The 16954-nt window shown below is 76.7% G+C and carries 9 protein-coding genes; 7 read left to right on the top strand and 2 right to left on the bottom strand.

Annotation, left to right across the window (positions count from 1 at the left end; genetic code table 11):
- Positions 1–79: 79 nt before the first annotated feature.
- The gene (locus J2S66_RS07630; RefSeq protein WP_310305553.1) at positions 80–9262 is read right to left on the bottom strand and encodes an SDR family NAD(P)-dependent oxidoreductase; all 9183 of its coding nucleotides are present in this window, start codon (positions 9260–9262) and stop codon (positions 80–82) included.
- A 194-nt stretch (positions 9263–9456) separates the two neighbouring features.
- Between J2S66_RS07630 and J2S66_RS07625 the strand changes: the two genes are divergently transcribed.
- Genes J2S66_RS07625 through J2S66_RS07595 form a run of 7 tightly spaced genes read left to right on the top strand, consistent with a single transcriptional unit; the run spans position 9457 to position 15744 of the window.
- A complete protein-coding gene (locus J2S66_RS07625; RefSeq protein WP_310305550.1) occupies positions 9457–10713 on the top strand; it encodes a glycosyltransferase in 1257 nt (418 codons plus the stop codon).
- Complete coding sequence (locus tag J2S66_RS07620) at positions 10710–11549, top strand: 3-hydroxyacyl-CoA dehydrogenase family protein (RefSeq protein WP_310305548.1); 840 nt, start codon at positions 10710–10712, stop codon at positions 11547–11549. The genes J2S66_RS07625 and J2S66_RS07620 overlap by 4 nt, the downstream gene beginning before the upstream one ends.
- Positions 11546–11803 (top strand): acyl carrier protein, encoded by a 258-nt coding sequence (locus tag J2S66_RS07615; protein ID WP_310305545.1) that lies wholly within the window; start codon positions 11546–11548, stop codon positions 11801–11803. The genes J2S66_RS07620 and J2S66_RS07615 overlap by 4 nt, the downstream gene beginning before the upstream one ends.
- On the top strand, positions 11796–12902 hold the full coding sequence (locus tag J2S66_RS07610) for an acyl-CoA dehydrogenase family protein (RefSeq protein WP_310305542.1): 1107 nt from the start codon (positions 11796–11798) through the stop codon (positions 12900–12902). Before J2S66_RS07615 ends, J2S66_RS07610 begins: the two co-directional genes overlap by 8 nt.
- A 19-nt stretch (positions 12903–12921) precedes the next feature.
- A complete protein-coding gene (locus tag J2S66_RS07605; protein WP_310305538.1) occupies positions 12922–14007 on the top strand; it encodes an HAD-IIIC family phosphatase in 1086 nt (361 codons plus the stop codon).
- Complete coding sequence (locus J2S66_RS07600; RefSeq protein ID WP_310305535.1) at positions 14004–14987, top strand: ATP-binding cassette domain-containing protein; 984 nt, start codon at positions 14004–14006, stop codon at positions 14985–14987. The genes J2S66_RS07605 and J2S66_RS07600 overlap by 4 nt, the downstream gene beginning before the upstream one ends.
- The gene (locus tag J2S66_RS07595; RefSeq protein WP_310305532.1) at positions 14977–15744 is read left to right on the top strand and encodes an ABC transporter permease; all 768 of its coding nucleotides are present in this window, start codon (positions 14977–14979) and stop codon (positions 15742–15744) included. Before J2S66_RS07600 ends, J2S66_RS07595 begins: the two co-directional genes overlap by 11 nt.
- A gap of 68 nt (positions 15745–15812) precedes the next feature.
- On the opposite strand, the gene J2S66_RS07590 is transcribed toward J2S66_RS07595, so the two are convergent.
- Positions 15813–16946: a DegT/DnrJ/EryC1/StrS family aminotransferase gene (locus J2S66_RS07590; protein WP_310305529.1), complete on the bottom strand. Its 1134-nt coding sequence runs from the start codon at positions 16944–16946 to the stop codon at positions 15813–15815.
- Between the last annotated feature and the right edge of the window lie 8 nt (positions 16947–16954).

The raw sequence follows: 16954 nt of genomic DNA, 5'->3' as shown, positions 1-16954 counted from the left end.
GTCGACGGCGACACGAACGGGTACGCGTCCGCCCAGTCTCGACGGGTGATCGCCGGAAAATCCCTAGAGTCGCGGCGGCCTAGGACAGCCCCAGCTCGTTGTCCAGCAGCTCGAAGATCTCGTCGTCGCCGGCCAGGTCGAAGTCGAAGTCGGCCGGCTCGTCGCGCACGGCGGGCCCGCCCCACCGGCCGCGCAGCGAGTCCAGCCGCAGCGCGACCTGGTGGTGCAGCTCGGCGTCCGGGTCGGCCTGCGCGCACAGGGCGTCCAGGCGGTCCAGCTCGACCAGGATCGCGGCCCGCTCCGAGGTCTCGGCGAGGCCGAGCTCGGCGAGCAGCAGGCCGGCCAGCGCGGCGGGCGTGGGGTGGTCGAAGACGGCGGTCGGCGCGAGCCGCGCGCCGGTCGCCCCGGTGAGCCGGTTGCGCAGCTCCAGCCCGGTGAGCGAGTCGAACCCGGTGTCCCGGAAGGACCGGTCGGGGGCGACCCGCTCGGGTCCGGGCAGGCCGAGCACGAGCGCGGCCTCCCGCCGCACCAGGTCGAGCGCGGCGTCCGCGCGGTCCGGTCCCGGCAGCGCGGCGAGCCGCTCGGCCGCGCCGGAGGCGGCGGGCGCGGCGGCGGCGGGCCGGGTGGTGCGGCCCAGGCCGCGCAGGGCGGCCGGCGCGTCGGCGGTGAGCGCGTCGACGTCGACCCCGGCCGCGACGACGGTCGGGTCGGTCCACCCCAGCGCCGCGTCGAACAGGGCGAGGCCGTGCGCGGCGTCCAGCGGCGGGGTGTGCCGGGTAAGGCGGGCGAGGTCGGCGTCGGCGAGCCCGCCGGTCATGCCCGCCTCCGCCGTCCACGGGCCCCAGGCGAGGGACCGGGCGGGCAGGCCCTCGGCGTGCCACCGGTCCACCAGGGCGTCGAGGTGGGCGTTCGCGGCGGCGTAGGCGGCCTGCCCGGCGGCGCCGAGGGTGCCGACGACGGACGAGTAGGCGACGAACGCGGCCAGGTCGAGGTGCCTGGTCGCCTCGCGCAGCGCGCGGGCGCCGTCCACCTTGGGCCGCAGCACGGCCGCCAGCCGGTCCGGGGTGAGCGCGTCGAGCAGGCCGTCGTCCAGGACGCCCGCCGCGTGCACCACGGCCGTGAGCGCCGGGACGCCCGCGACGAGGTCGGCGACGGCGTCCGGGTCGGCCACGTCGCACGCCGCCGCGGTCACCTCCGCGCCCAGCTCGCGCAGCGCGGCCAGCTCCTCCTCCCGGCCCGCGCCGCCGCCGCGCCCGACGAGCACCAGGCGCGTGGCGCCGCGGTCGGTGACGAGGTGCCGGGCCAGGGCGAGCCCGAGCCCGCCGAGCCCGCCGGTGATCAGCACCGCGCCGTCCGGGTCCCACGCGCGCGGCACGGTGAGCACCACCTTGCCGACGTGCTTGGCGCGGCTGACGTGCCGGAACGCGTCGGGCGCGCGGCGCACGTCCCACACCGAGGCGGGCAGCGGCGCGAGCGCCCCGGCGGCGAACAGGTCGCCCAGCTCGGCCAGCTTCGGCGCGATCCGCGCGGGCGGCAGCTCCAGCAGGTCGAACGCGGTGTGGTCCACGCCGCCCGGGTCGCGCGGGTCGGTCTTGCCCAGCTCGACGAACTTCCCGCCGGGCGCGACCAGGTCCAGCGAGGCGTCGGTGAACTCGCCGGCGAGGCAGTTCAGCACGACGTCCACGCCCCGGCCGCCGGTGGCGGCGCGGAACGCCTCCGCGAACTCCAGGGTCCGGGAGGACGCGATCCGGTCGTCGGCGAGCCCGAGCGCCCGCAGCGCGCCCCACTTGCCGGGGCTCGCGGTGGCGAACACGTCCGCGCCGAGGTGCCGGGCGAGCTGGACGGCGGCCATGCCGACCCCGCCCGCGCCCGCGTGCACCAGCACGGACTGCCCGGCCCGCACGCCCGCGACCTCGACGAGCGCGTGGTGGGCGGTGAGGAAGGCGACCGGCGTCGCCGCCGCCCGCACCCACGACCAGTCGGCGGGCACGGGGGCGAGCAGGTCGCGGTGCGTGTCGGCGACGGGGCCGAACGCGCCCGCGAACAAGCCCATCACCCGGTCGCCGACGGCCAGGTCGGTCACGCCCGCGCCGACCGCGAGCACGACGCCCGCGCCCTCGATGCCCATCGGTCCCGGCTCGCCGGGGTAGCGGCCGAGGGCGGTGAGCACGTCGCGGAAGTTCACGCCGGCCGCCCGCACGCCGACCCGGACCGCGCCGGGCGCCGGTTCGGCCGCGGGGGCGTCGAGTGCGCGCAGGACCAGCGCGTCCAGCGTGCCGGGCGCGGTGGTGTCGAGGCGCCAGGGGCCGTCCGGCGGGGTGAGCGCGTCGTCGGGGCGGCAGCGCGCCAGCCGGCCGACCTTCGCCACGCCCGAGCGCACCGCGGTCTGTGGCTCGTCGGTCAGCAGGGGCGGGCCGCCGTCGACGTCGACCAGGAGCAGCCGGCCCGGGTCCTCGGCCTGCGCCGAGCGCACCAGCCCCCACACGGCGGCGGCGTCGGGGTCCCGCACGGATTCGCCGGGTTCGACGGCCACCGCGCCGCGCGTCACCACGGCCAGCGGGAAGGGCAGGCCGTGCTCGCGCCACAACCGCAGCTCGTCGAGCACGCGGACCACCTCGTCACCCGACACGGGCAGCAGCGCCAGGCCCGGCGTGACCTCGCGCGCCGCGACGGCCTTGACCAGCGCGGCGACATCCGGGTAGCGGTCGGCGGCCGGCAGGCCGAACGGGTCCTCCCCCACCACGACGGCGCCGACCGGCAGCGCGCGGGAGGGCGCCGGGGTCCAGTCGAGCCGGAACAGCGCCTCCGGGCCCGGTCGGGCCGCGCCGGTGGGCGCCGGCCGCAGCACGAGCCGGTCCACGGCCGCGACCGGCGCCCCCGTCGAGTCGGCGAGGACCAGCTCCACCTCGCCGGGCGCCACGCCGGTGACCCGCACGCGCAGCCCGGTCGCGCCGGCGGCGCACAGGCGCAGGCCGCTCCAGGCGAACGGCAGGCCGGGCAGGCGGGCGGGTTCGGTGAGCAGGGCGGTGGCGTGCAGGGCCGCGTCGAGCACGGCGGGGTGCAGCGCGAACCGGTCGTCCCCGACCGCCTCGACCGCGCCGGACACCTCGGCGAACACCTCGTCGCCGCGCCGCCACGCCGCGCGCAGGCCGCGGAACGCCGGGCCGTAGGCGAACCCGTCGGCGGCCATCCGCTCGTAGAAGCCCTCCAGCGGCACGGGCCGCGCGCCCGGCGGCGGCCACGCGCCCGCGAGGTCCGGCACGGGCGCGGCGGTCGGCGCGAGCACGCCCCGGGCGTGCCGGGTCCACGGCCCGTCCTCGCCCACCCGGCCGTGCAAGGACAGCGCCCGCCGGCCGGCCTCGTCCGGCCCGTCCACGACGACCTGCACGGTCACCGGGTCGTCCGCCAGCACCAGCGGGGCCTCCAGGGTCAGCTCGTCCACGGCGGGCGCGCCCACCTCGTCGGCCGCGCGCACCGCCAGCTCGGCCAGCGCGGCCCCGGGCAGCAGCACCGCACCGCCCACCACGTGCTCGGCGAGCCACGGTCGGGTGTGCGCGGACAGCCGGCCGGTGAGCACCGCGCCCCCGGTGCCGGGCAGGTCGGTGGCCGCGCCGAGCAGCGGGTGGCCGGGCACCCGCAGGCCCACGGTGGACACCTCGGCGGCCGGCGCGGACGACCAGAACCGCTCGTGCCGGAACGGGTAGGTCGGCAGGTCGACCACGCGCCCGCCGGTGCCGGCGCAGAACGCCGCCCAGTCGACGGCGACGCCGTGGACGTGCAGCCGGGCGACCGCCTCGGCCACCGCGTGGTCCTCGTCGCGGCCCGTGCGCAGGGTCGGCGCGCACACCAGGCCGTCGCCCCGGGAACCCTCGACGGCCTCCTGCGCCATGGCGGCGAGCGAGCCGTCCGGGCCGGTGTCGAGGGCGATCGTGACGTCCAGGTCGGCCAGGGCGCGGACGGCGTCGGTGAACAGCACGGGCTCGCGGACCTGCCGCACCCAGTGCTCGGGGTCGGTGGCGTCGACGCGCGCGCCGGTCAGGGTGGAGATGAGCGGCACGCGCGGCGCGCGCATGGTGAGCCCGGCGACGACCTCGCGGAACCGGTCGAGCATCGGGTCCATGAGCGGTGAGTGGAAGGCGTGGCTGACCCGCAGCACGCGGGCGCGGTGGCCGCGCGCGGCGAGGTCGGCGGCGGCCCGCGCCACCGCGTCGGCGTCGCCGGACAGCACGACGGAGCGCGGCCCGTTGACCGCCGCGACGACCACCCCGTGCGCCAGGACCGGCCGCACGTCGTCCACCCCGGCCCGCACCGCGACCATCGCGCCGCCGGTCGGCAGCGCGGCCATCAGCGTGCCCCGGGCGACGACCAGGGCGCAGGCGTCGGGCAGCGACAGCACGCCCGCGACGTGCGCGGCGGCGACCTCGCCGACCGAGTGGCCGACCACGGCGTCCGGCCGCACGCCCCACGACCCCAGCAGGCGGGCCAGCGCGACGCCGAGCGCGAACAGGGCGGGCTGGGCGAACCCGGTGTCGTCGAGGGCCGCCGCGTCCGCGCCGAACAGCACGTCCCGCAGCGGGCGGGGCAGGTGCGGGTCGAGCAGGCCGCACACCTCGTCCAGCGCGTCGGCGAACACCGGGTGCGCGCGCGCCAGTCCGGCTCCCGCGCCGAGCCGCTGCGCGCCCTGCCCGGCGAACAGGAACGCGGTGGCGGGGGCGGGCACGGCGGTGTCCACCAGCACGCCCTCGGCCGACTCGCCCGCCGCCAGCGCCGCCAGCGCGGCCGCGCGGTCCTCGGCGACGACCGCCGCCCGGTGCCCCAGGTGGCCGCGCGTGGTGGCCAGCGACACCGCCACATCGGCCGGTCGACCGTCCACGGCGGACAGCAGTCGGGCCTGGTCGCGCAGCGCCTCCGGGGAGCGCGCGGACAGCACCCACAGCACCACCCGGCCGGTTTCCCCCGGGTCCTGTTCCCGGGAGTCCCGTTCCCCGGGGTCCCGGTCCCCCTCCTCCAGCACGACGTGCGCGTTGGTGCCGCTGATGCCGAACGAGGACACCGCGCCTCGCCGGGGCCGGTCGCCGCGCGGCCACTCCCGGGCCGAGGTGACCAGCTCCACCGAGCCGGCCGCCCAGTCCACCCGGGACGACGGCGCGTCCACGTGCAGGGTCGCGGGCACGGCGCCGTTGCGCATCGCCTGCACGAGCTTGATCACCCCGGCCACGCCCGCCGCGGCCTGGGTGTGCCCGAGGTTCGACTTGAGCGAGCCCACCAGCAGCGGCGACGGCCGGTCCCGACCGTAGGCGGCGAGCAGCGCGCCCGCCTCGATCGGGTCGCCGAGCCGGGTGCCCGTGCCGTGCGCCTCGACGACGTCCACGTCCGCCGGGGTGAGCCCGGCCCGGCGGAGGGCCGCGCCGATCACCTCGCGCTGCGCAGCGCCGCTGGGGGCGGTGAGGCCGTTGGACGCGCCGTCGGAGTTCACCGCGCTCCCGCGCAGCACCGCCAGCACCGGCAGGTCGCGCCGGCGGGCCTCGGACAGCCGCGCGACCACCAGCACGCCGACGCCCTCGGCCCACCCGGTGCCGTCGGCGGCCTCGGCGAACGCCTTGCACCGGCCGTCCGGCGACAGCCCGTCCTGCTTGGCGAACTCCACGAACAGGCCGGGCTCGGACATCACCGTGACGCCGCCCGCCAGCGCCAGGTCGCAGTCGCCCGCCCGCAGCGCCTGGGCGGCGAGGTGCAGCGCGACCAGGGACGACGAGCACGCCGTGTCGACGGTCAGCGCGGGCCCGGCCAGGCCGAGCACGTAGGCGATGCGGCCGGACAGCACGCTCGGGGTGGTGCCGGTGAGCGCGAAGCCCTCCGTCCCCCCGGACGTGCGGTGCAGCGGCGGTCCGTAGTCCTGCGCCATCGAGCCGAGGAACACGCCGGTGCGCGTGCCGCGCAGCGCGGTCGGCGCGAGCCGGGCCCGCTCGACGGCCTCCCAGGCGACTTCGAGGGCGAGCCGCTGCTGCGGGTCCATGGCCGACGCCTCGCGCGGCGAGATGCCGAAGAAGCCCGCGTCGAACCCGGCCACGTCGGCGAGGAAGCCGCCGGACCGGCCCGTGCCCGTCACGGCCGGGCTCCAGCCCCGGTCGGCGGGCATCGGGGACACGGCGTCCACGCCGTCGGCGACGAGTCGCCACAGCGCCTCGGGCGAGTCCGCGCCGCCGGGCAGCCGGCACGCCATGCCGACGATCGCGATCGGCTCGTCCGCCCCGGCCCCGACCCCGGTGGCCCCGACCTCGGTGGCCCCGACCCCGGTGGCCCCGACCCCGGTGGCCCCGACCCCGGTGGCCCCGGTCGCGGTGCTCCCGGTGGGCGCGGCGACGTCACCGGCCGGGCCGGCCGTCGCGGTCAGGTGCGCGGCGAGCCGACGGGGTGTCGGGTGGTCGTAGACCACCGAGGCCGTCACCGCGACGCCGGTCGCCGCGCGCAACCGGGCCGCCAGCTCGACCACCATCGTGGAGTCGAAGCCCTGTGCCCGCAGGGGTTCGTCGACGAGCACCCGGTCCGCGTCGCGCAGCCCGAGCACCACCGCGCACTCGGCGCGCACGGTCCGCAGCGCCGCCGCGGGCTCGAAGCGCCCGGGCGTCGCCGCGACCGGCTCGGCGTGCTCGCCGAGCCAGTGCTCGCCGATCCAGTGCCGCTCCCGCTGGAACGGGTAGGTGGGCAGCGGAACGCGCCCGCCACCGGGGTAGAGGACCTCGAAGTCGACCGGCCCGCCGTGCGCGACCAGTTCGGCCACCGACGCCAGGACCCGCCGCGTGCCGCCCTCTCCGCGCCGCAGCGTGCCGATCGCCGCCACCGGCCGGTCACCCGCCGTGTCGCGCACGCCGCCCGTCAGCACCGGGTGCGGGCTGACCTCGACGAACAGGCCGTGGCCCGCGTCGAGCAGGGCGTCCACGACCGCCCGGAACGCGACCGGTTGCCGCAGGTTGCGGTACCAGTACCGGGCGTCCAGGGCGGCGGTGCCCAGCTCGCCGCCGGTCACCGCGGAGTAGAACGGCACGCGCGACGCCCGGGGGCGCACCGGGGCCAGCAGCTCGACCAGCCGGGCGTGCAGCCGCTCGACCATCGGCGAGTGCGACGCGTAGTCCACGTCCACCCGGCGCACCCGCCCGGTGGACCGCCACCGCTCGACGAACTCGTCCACCGCCCCGGCCTCGCCGGTCACCACGACGGACTCCGGTCCGTTGACCGCCGCGACCCCCAGCCGCCCGGCCCACGGCGCGAGCCCCGCCCGCACCTCGTCCTCGGGCAGCGCGACGGACACCATCCCGCCGTCGCCGGCCAGCGTCCCCGCGATCAGCGCGCTGCGCAGCGCCACGACCCGCGCGCCGTCCTCCAGGGACAGCGCGCCGGCGACGCACGCGGCGGCCACCTCGCCCTGCGAGTGCCCGACGACCGCGGCGGGTTCCACCCCGTAGGACCGCCACACCGCCGCCAGCGACACCATCACCGCCCACAGCACGGGCTGCACGACGTCCACCCGGCCCAGCGGGGGCGCGCCGTCGTCCTCCCGCAGCACGGCGGCGACGGAGAAGTCCACGAACTTCGACAGCGCCGCGTCGCACCGGGTCAGCTCCTCGGCGAACGCGGGCGACGAGGCCAGCAGCTCGTGCCCCATGCCCGCCCACTGCGACCCCTGGCCGGGGAACACGAACACCGGACCGCCGGCCACCGCCGCACCGCGCACGACCCCCTCGGCGGGTCCACCGGACGCGATCGCCGCCAGACCGGCCGCCAGGTCGGGGCCCAGCACGGCGGCCCGGTGCGGCAGCAGGGCCCGGCGGGTGGCCAGCGTGTGCCCGACGTCGGCGGGCGACAGCGACGCCACGTGCGGCAGCAACCGCGCCGCCTGCGCCCGCAACGCCTCCGGGTCGCGCGCGCTGAGCAACCAGAACGGCGCGTCCGCCGACTTCCCCTCCGCCGACTTCCCCTCCGCCGACTCGCCCTCCGCCTGCTCGCCGCGCGGCGCGGCGGAGAGCACCAGGTGGCAGTTCGTGCCCGACACGCCGAACGACGACACCCCCGCCAGCAGTCGGCCGTCGGACGCCGCGGGCCACGGCACGGCCGAGGTCGCCACCTCCAGGTTCCACTCGTCGAACCGGATGTCCGGGTTGGGCTCGGCGAAGTGCAGGCTCGGCGGCACGACCCCGTGCCGCAGCCCGAGCACCGTCTTGAGCAGGCCGGTGACCCCCGCCGCGCCCTCCAGGTGACCCACGTTCGTCTTGGCAGACCCCACCAGCAGCGGTCCGCCGCCCCGTGCGCGCCCGTACACCTCGCCGAGGGCCGCGGCCTCCACCGGGTCGCCGACCGGCGTGCCGGTGCCGTGCAGCTCCACGTGACCGACCTGCGCCGGGTCGACCCCGGCGCGCCGGCACGCCAGCCGGGCCAGCTCGGCCTGGGCCCGCGCGCTCGGCACCGTCAGCCCCTCGGCCGGACCGTCGTTGTTCACCGCCGAGCCCTCGATGACGGCCAGCACGTCGTCGCCGTCGGCCAGCGCGGCGGACAGCATCTTCAGCACCACGACGCCACCGCCCTCACCGCGCACGTAGCCGTTGGCGCGGGCGTCGAAGGTGTGGCAGCGGTGGTCGGGCGACAGCGCGCCGAACCGCTCGACGACCTCGGTGCCGTCGGGGGCGAGGTTGAGCTGCACGCCGCCGGCCAGCGCCAGCACCGACTCGCCGCGCCGGAGGCTCTCCGCCGCCAGGTGCACGGCGACCAGCGACGAGGACTGGCCGGTGTCGACGACCATGCTGGGGCCGCGCAGCCCGAGCAGGTGGGACAGGCGGGTCGCGGCGGACGCCCGGTGCAGACCGGTCAGGGTGTGCGGGCCGATCTCGCCAGCGGTGCGGGTGAGCACGGCGTAGTCGTCGGCCATCGCGCCGAGGAAGACCGCCGTGTCCGTGCCGCGCAGCGCGTCGGCGGGCACGCCCGCGTGCTCCAGGGCCTCCCAGCCCAGTTCCAGCGCCAGCCGGTGCTGCGGGTCCATCGCGCGCGCCTCGCGCGGCGAGATGCCGAAGAACGCCGCGTCGAAGGCGTCCACGGCGGACAGGAACCCGCCGGTGCCGCGACCGGGCACGGTGGCGACGGCGTCGGTCCCGGAGCGCAGCAGCCGCCAGAACGCCTCGGGGTCGGGCGCCGAGGGCAGCCTGCACGACAGGCCGATCACCGCGACTGCGGTGCGGGCGCGGTCCGGGGTGGGTGCTGGTGCTGGGGTCACGACTGGCTCCCGCTGGTGCGCGCGGCGACAGCAGACCCGGCCGGGCCGACGGTCGCGATGGGTCGTCGATGCCCTCCCCAGTCTCGCCGCCGGGCCGCCGGTGCGGGGCACGCCTTTCTGGGGCTTTCCCCAGACATGCGCCCCTATCGTCACGCTCGGCAGTCCAGGCACACCCAACCCAGGCGAAGGTGCCCATGAGGATCACGATGCTGACGTTCGGCACCCGCGGTGACGTGCAGCCGCTGGTCGCCCTCGGCCGGACCCTGCGCGGGCGCGGCCACGACGTGCGGATCGGCACCGCGCCGTCGTTCCGCGGCCTGGTCGAGGACGCCGGCCTCGACTTCCGGGCCGTCGAGCCGCCGCCGGGCATGCGCGAGGACCTGTTCAGCCAGCCGGGCATGAACGCCGCGATCCGCAAGGGACCGTCGTTCGTGCGCACCGTGCGGTCCGTGCAGCCGCCCACCGACGACGAGGTGGTGGCGATGTTCGAGGGCATGCGCGCCGCGAGCGCGGACGCGGACCTCGTGGTGACGGCCCCGCTGACGCACATCGCCGGGTTCACCGACCCCGACCGGCCGTGGTGCTCGGTGTCCTGGATCCCCATGACCGCCACCCGGGACTTCCCCGCCTACCAGGCGAAGCCGCGCCCGTGGGGCGGCGGCTACAACCGGCTCACGCACCGGTTCTTCGACACCTTCCAGTGGACGTCGATGTGCTGGATGGCCAACAAGTACGTGGAGCGCGTCGGCGGCGCGGCCCTGAAGGGCAAGTCGCGGTTCGGCGAGATCGGCCGCGACCGGCCGCTGCTGTACCCGTTCAGCGACGTCGTGGTGCCGCGCCCGGCGGACTGGCCGGACCAGGCGCACATCACCGGCTACTGGTTCCACGACCGCGAGTGGTGGAACCCGCCGGCCGACCTGGCCGCCTTCGTCGCGCAGGCCCCGCCCGTCCTGCTCACGCTGGGCAGCACGTGGCCGGTGCACGACGCCGACCGCACCGTGGACTGGGCGGTCGACGCGGCCCGCGGCGCGGGCAGGCCGCTGGTGGTGGTCGGCGGCGGCGACCGCGAGCTGCCCGACGACGCGTTCCGGGCGACCGAGGTCGACTACGGCTGGTTGATGCCGCGCTGCGCGGCGGTGGTGCACCACGGCGGCTGCGGCACGGCCGGCTCGGCGCTGCGGGCGGGCATCCCGCAGGTCACGGTGCCGGCGGTGTTCGACAACCCGTTCTGGGCGAGGCGGATGCACGGCCTGGGCGTGAGCCCCGCTCCCCTGCCGCTGCACCGCCTCACCCGCGACGGCCTGGTCGCCGCGGTCGCCGAGTCGGTCGCCGACGACCGGATGCGCGAGCGCTCGGCCGCGCTGGGCGAGGCGATGGCGGGCGAGACGGGCCTGGCCGCCGCCGCCGACGTGGTGGAGAAGTACCTGGCGAGCACCGGGACCGCCGCGTGATCGCGATCTTCGGGGCGGGCACGATGGGGTCCGGCATCGCGGCGCTGGCGCTCGGGCACGGCGTGCCGGTGACCCTCGTCGACCTCGACCGGTCCACGGTGGACGACGCCGCGGCGCGCGTGCGCGGGCACCTGCGCCACGGCGCGCTCATGGGTTCCTTCCCCGACGTCGAGCCGGCCGGGCTGACCACCGCCACCGACCCGTCGGCCGCCGCGGGCGCCGAGCTGGTCGTCGAGGCGATCACCGAGGACGAGCGCGCCAAGGCGACGCTGCTGGCCGAGCTGTGCGGGGTCGTGCCGCCGGGCACGCCGCTGGTGTCCAACACCTCCGGCATCCCGATCGACGAGCTGGCGGAGGCCGTCACCGACCCGGCCGACCTGGTCGGCGTGCACTTCATGAACCCCACCTGGCTCATCGGCACCGCCGAGGTGGTGCGCGGCGACCGCACCGGCGAGCACGCCCTGGCCGCCGTGCTCGCGCTGCTGGAACGCCTGGGCCGCAAGTCGGTCGTGGTCCGCGACGCGCCCGGCTTCGTCACCAGCCGGCTGCTGCACCCGATGATCAACGACGCGGCGCGGGTCGTGCAGGAGGGCACCGCGACCGCCGAGCAGGTCGACGAGCTGATGCGCGGCTGCCTGGGCCACCCCACCGGCCCCCTGCTCACCGCGGACCTCATCGGCCTGGACAACCTCGCCGACGCCCTGCGCGCGCTGGCCGACCGCACCGGGATCACCTCGCACGCGCCGTGCGAACTGCTGCTGGCCAAGGTCGCCGCGGGCCACCTGGGGCGCAAGAGCGGCCAGGGCTTCTACGACTACGGAAAGGTCTTGTCGTGACGGTCGAACTCACCTCGGCGGACATCGCCGGTCCCATCAGCGCGTTCCTCCGGGAGCGCACCAAGGTCGACGTGCCGGCGGACCAGGACCTGTTCGCCTCGGGACTGGTGTCGTCGATCTTCGCCATGGAGCTGATCGTGCACGTCGAGCAGACCTTCGACGTCGCGATCACCGGTGCCGACCTGCGCCTGGACAACTTCCGCACGGTCGACCGGATGACGGAGCTGGTCACCCGGCTGCGGGCCGGTGCCTGAGCCGGCGGACCCGCGCGCGCTGGTGGACGACCTGGTCGCCGCCGAGGCGGGCGGCTGGGACCTCGCGGGCGCGGTGCCGGACGGGGTGCTGCGCCGGCTCGGCGCGGCCGGGTTGCTGTGCCCGCAGGTGGACGCGCGGTACGGCGGGCTCGGCCGGGACAGCCGGTGGACCGGCGAGTTCACCGCCCACCTGGGCAGCCGGTGCGGCTCCGTGCGCAGCGTGCTGACCTCGCAGTCCATGGCAGCGGGCACCATCGCCCGCCTGGGCGACGCCGCCCAGCGGCACGAGCACCTCACCCGGCTCACGTCGGGCGCGCTCGCCGCCGCCGCGTTCAGCGAGCCGGGCGCGGGCAGCGACCTGTCCGCGATGACCACCGAGGTGCGCCGCGACGGCGACTGGGTCGTGCTCACCGGCCACAAGACGTGGATCACCGCCGCCGCCTACGCCGACCTGGTCGTCGTGGTCGCCCGCCAGGACGACGGCGCGGCGGCGGTCGTGGTGCCCGCCGACGCACCGGGCGTGCTGGTCACGCCGGTGGTCGCGCCCAGCGGGTGCCGGGCCGCCGGGCACGCCGACGTGCACCTGGACGGCGTGCGGCTGCCCGCCTCGGCCGTGCTGGGCGGTGGCGGGCAACCGCTGCCGCTGCTCGTCACGGCCGCCCTCCAGCACGGGCGCATGTCCGTGGCGTGGGGCTGCGTGGGCATCCTGCGCTCCTGCCTGAGCGAGGCGTCCCGGCACGCGGCGACCCGGGAGCAGTTCGGCGTGCCGCTGGCCGAGCACCAGCTGGTCGCCCGGCACCTGGCCGAGCTGCTGGTGGCCGAGCGGTCGGCGACGCACGCCTGCGAGCACGCCGCCGACGCGGTGGACGCCCGCTCCCCCGACCAGGTCGTGGCCGCGGTGCTGGCCAAGCACACCGCCGCGACCCTCGCCGCGCGCGGCGCCGCGTCGGCCGTGCAGGTCCTCGGCTCCGCGGCGGCCCGCGACGGGCACCCGGTGGCGCGGGCGCACCGCGACGCCAAGCTCATGGAGATCATCGAGGGCACCAGCGAGATCTGCCAGCTCATCCTCGCGCGCCACGCCGTAGCCGCGGCGCGCTGACCGTCCCGGGAGGACTCCGGTGGACCGATCGACCGCGCTGGTCAAGTGCCTGGTGTGGGACCTGGACAACACGCTGTGGCAGGGCACCCTCCTGGAGGACGGCGGGGGTGCGCTGCGCGACGACGTGCTGCGCACCGTCACCGCCCTCGACGAGCGCGGGGTGCTCCAGGCCGTGGCCAGCCGCAACGACCACGACCACGCGTGGGCCCGGCTGGAAGCGCTCGGCGTGGCCGAGTACTTCGTGGTGGCCCGCATCGGGTGGGGGCCGAAGTCGGCCGCGGTGCGGGGGATCGCGGACGAGCTGGGTTTCGCGCTCGGCACGATCGCGTTCGTGGACGACCAGCCCGCCGAGCGCGCCGAGGTCGCCCACCACCTGCCCGAGGTGCGCTGCTTCACCCACGAGGACGTGCCGGGCCTGCTCGACCTGCCCGACTTCACGCCCGAGGCGGTCACGGAGGACTCCCGCCGCCGCCGCGCCATGTACCAGGCCGGGCGGCGGCGGACCCGCGCCAAGGAGGAGTTCGCCGGGGCGGACCAGGACTTCCTGCGCTCGCTGGAGATGCGCATGGGCATCCGCCGGGCCGGGCCGGAGGACCTGACCCGCGTCGCCGAGCTGACCCTGCGCACCAGCCAGATGAACGCCACCGGCATCCACTACCCCGACGCGGTGCTGCGCGAACTGCTCGACGACCCGGCGCACGAGGTGCTGGTGGCCACGATGGACGACCGGTTCGGCGCGCACGGCGCGATCGGCGTGCTGCTCGTCGAGAAGCACGACCGGGTGTGGCGGCTCAAGCTGCTCGCCACCTCGTGCCGGGTGGTCGCGTTCGGGGCGGGCGCGGTGATCCTGACGTGGCTGGCGGACCAGGCCTACCGGGCGGGCGTGCACCTGGCCGCCGACTTCCGCCGCACCGGGCGCAACCGGGTGATGGAGGTGGCCTACCGGTTCTCCGGCTACACCGACGACCCCTGCCCGTGCCTGGACGGGATCACGGCGGACGCCTCCGACGACGGACAGCGCCTGCACCTGCTGCCCGCGCCGCAGCCGCCGCCGGCGACGATGGCCCTGTACGCGCCCGAGCTGATGACGGTGGCGGTGCGGTGATCACCGCGCGCGGGTTGGCCCGCAGCTACACCACGCGGCGCGGGGTCGTGCGGGCGGTGCGCGGCGTGGACCTCGACGTGGCCGCCGGGGAGATCGTCGCCCTGCTCGGCCCCAACGGCGCGGGCAAGACCACGACCCTGCGGATGCTCACGACCCTGCTGCGCCCGAGCGCCGGCACGGCGCGGGTCGCCGGGTGCGACCTGGTCGCGGACCCGAACGGGGTGCGCCGCCGGATCGGCTACGTCGCCCAGCACGGCGGGGCCGCCCCCGACTGCCGGGTGCTGGAGGACCTGGTGCTCCAGGGCCGCATCCACGGCCTGTCCAAGGCCGAGTCGAAGCGCCGCGCGGAACGCCTGGCCGCCGAACTGGACCTCAACGGCCTGGGCGGGCGGGTGAGCAGGACGCTGTCCGGCGGGCAGCGCCGCCGCCTGGACCTGGCGCTCGGCCTGATCCACGAGCCGCGGCTGGTGTTCCTGGACGAGCCCACCACGAGCCTGGACCCGCAGAGCCGGGCGAACCTGTGGCAGCACATCCGGCGGCTGCGCGAGGAGCGCGGCATCACCGTCGTGGTGACCACGCACTACCTGGACGAGGCCGACTCGCTGGCCGACCGCGTGCTCGTGGTCGACCGGGGCCGGGTGGTGGCCTCCGGGTCGCCCGACGAGCTCAAGCGCGCCCTCGGCGGCGACGCCCTGCTGCTCGACGTGGAGCGGGTGGAGGACGCGGTGCGCTGCCTGGAGGCGCTGCCCGGCGTGGGCGAGGTCCACATCGGACCGGACGGCGTGCGCTGCCGGGTCCGCGACGGCGGGACCGCGTTGCCGACCGTGCTTCGGGCGCTGGACGCGGCGAGCGTGCCGCTGCGGTCCGTGCAGATGCGCCGGCCCACGCTCGACGACGTGTTCCTCGACCTCACCGGCCGCGCCCTGCGCGAGGCGGGCGAGGCGACACCGGCCGGCGAGGAGGTCGACAGTGTTGCGTGACACCGGGCTGCTGTTCCGCATGGAACTGCTGCCGTCGCTGCGGAACCCGGGCCTGATGGCCGTGGCGATGACGCAGCCGCTGTTCTTCCTGCTGCTGTTCGGGCCGCTGATGGAGAGGATGGTCGAGGCGGTGCCCGGTTTCCCGCCGGGAGACAGCTGGACCGTGTTCACCCCGGCCCTGATCATCCAGCTCGCGTTGTTCAGCGCGTCGTTCGCCGGGTTCGCGCTGCTGTCGGACCGGCAGAGCGGCCTGCTGGAGCGGCTGCGCGTCACCCCGGCGAGCGCGGTCGCGCTGCTGCTGGGCCGGACGCTGACCAACACGGTGCACACCGTCGTGCAGTCGCTGCTGATCATCGGCATCGCGGCGCTGCTGTTCGACCTGACCGTCACGCCGGTCGGCGTCGCGATGGTCCTGCTGGTCGCGGCGCTGCTGTCGGTGACGCTGGCGTCCGCGTCCCAGGCGCTGGCCCTGGTGCTGCGCAACGAGGAGGCGTTCCTCGGGCTGATCAACACGGTGCTGATGCCGCTGCTGCTGCTCTCCGGCATGCTCATCCCCATCACCACCGGCCTCGCGCCGCAGTGGCTCTACACCATCTCCCGGCTCAACCCGCTCACGCACGTGGTGGACGCGGGCCGGGCCGGGTTCCGCGGTGACCTCACGTTCTCCGCGCTGTCCACCGGGATGGTGCTGCTGGTCGTGATGGCGGCGGTGTCGGTGTGGTGGGGCGCGCGGACGCTGCGCCGCGACGACGCCTGAATCGTGTCTTCCACCGGAACGGGGGTGCCGGGGCGGTCACCCGCCCGGCACCCCCGTCGTCGCGTCGTTCAGAGGCGGTCGAGCACGTCCAGCAGGGACTCGATCACGTGGTCCTGCTCCCCCACCGTCAGCGAGGGGTACATGGGCAGCGAGAAGATCTCCCCGGCCAGCCGCTCGGTCACCGGCAGGGAGCCCTCGCCCAGCCCGAGGTGCGCGAAACCGGTCTGCCGGTGCACCGGCCACGGGTAGCTGATGTTGAGCTGCACGCCGTGCTCCCGCATCCCCTCCACGACCTTCTCCCGCAGCGGGTGCCGCACCACGTAGACGTAGTAGACGTGGTCATTGCCCGGCGCGAGGGCCGGCAGCACCAGCCCGGTGCCCCCCAGCGCCTCGGCGTAGCGGGCGGCGATGGCGCGGCGGCCCGCGACGTAGTCGTCCAGGCGGGTCAGCTTGCGGGTCAGGATCGCCGCCTGCACCTCGTCGATCCTGCTGTTGTACCCCGGCGTGGAGACGACGTGGTAGACCTTCTCCATGCCGTAGTAGCGCAGCCGGCGCAGGTTCGCGTCGACCTCCGGGTCGGAGGTGAGCACGGCCCCCGCGTCGCCGTAGGCGCCCAGCACCTTGGTGGGGTAGAACGAGAACGCCGCCGCGCGGCCGGTGGTGCCCGCGAGGACCCCGTTGCGCCGTGCGCCGTGCGCCTGGGCGCAGTCCTCCAGGATCGGCAGGCCGTGCCGGTCCGCGACGGCGGTCAACGCCTCCAGGTCGACGCACTGGCCGTACAGGTGCACGGGCAGCAGCGCGCGGGTGCGCGGCGTGATGGCCGCCTCGACCTGGCCCACGTCCATCAGGTACGTGTCCTCGTGGACGTCCACGAACACCGGCGTCGCGCCGACCTGGTCGATGGCGACCACGGTGGGCGCGGCGGTGTTCGACACGGTGATCACCTCGTCGCCCGCGCCGATGCCGAGCGCGCGCAGGCCGAGCACGAGCGCGTTGGTGCCGTTGTCGACGCCGACGCAGTGCGCGACGCCGTGCCAGGCGGCGAACGCCTCCTCGAACCCGGCGACCGCCGGTCCCAGGACGAGCTGCCCGGAGCCGAACACGGCGTCCACGGCGGCGAGGACGTCGTCCCGCTCGGCCTCGTACTCACGCAGGTAACCCCAGACGTACTGGGTGGTCCCGTTTCGGGCGGCTCCGGACACCGGTTCCC

Origin of the sequence: Saccharothrix longispora, from assembly GCF_031455225.1 — a bacterium.
Classification (GTDB): domain Bacteria; phylum Actinomycetota; class Actinomycetes; order Mycobacteriales; family Pseudonocardiaceae; genus Actinosynnema; species Actinosynnema longispora.
Note: the sequence above shows the minus strand (reverse complement) of the source record. Positions and strands in the feature narration are given on the sequence as shown.

What these genes read in the sequence shown, in the direction of transcription:
- J2S66_RS07625 (WP_310305550.1), top strand. Translation starts at nt 9,457, where the DNA reads ATGAGGATCACGATGCTGACGTTCGGCACCCGCGGTGACGTGCAGCCG.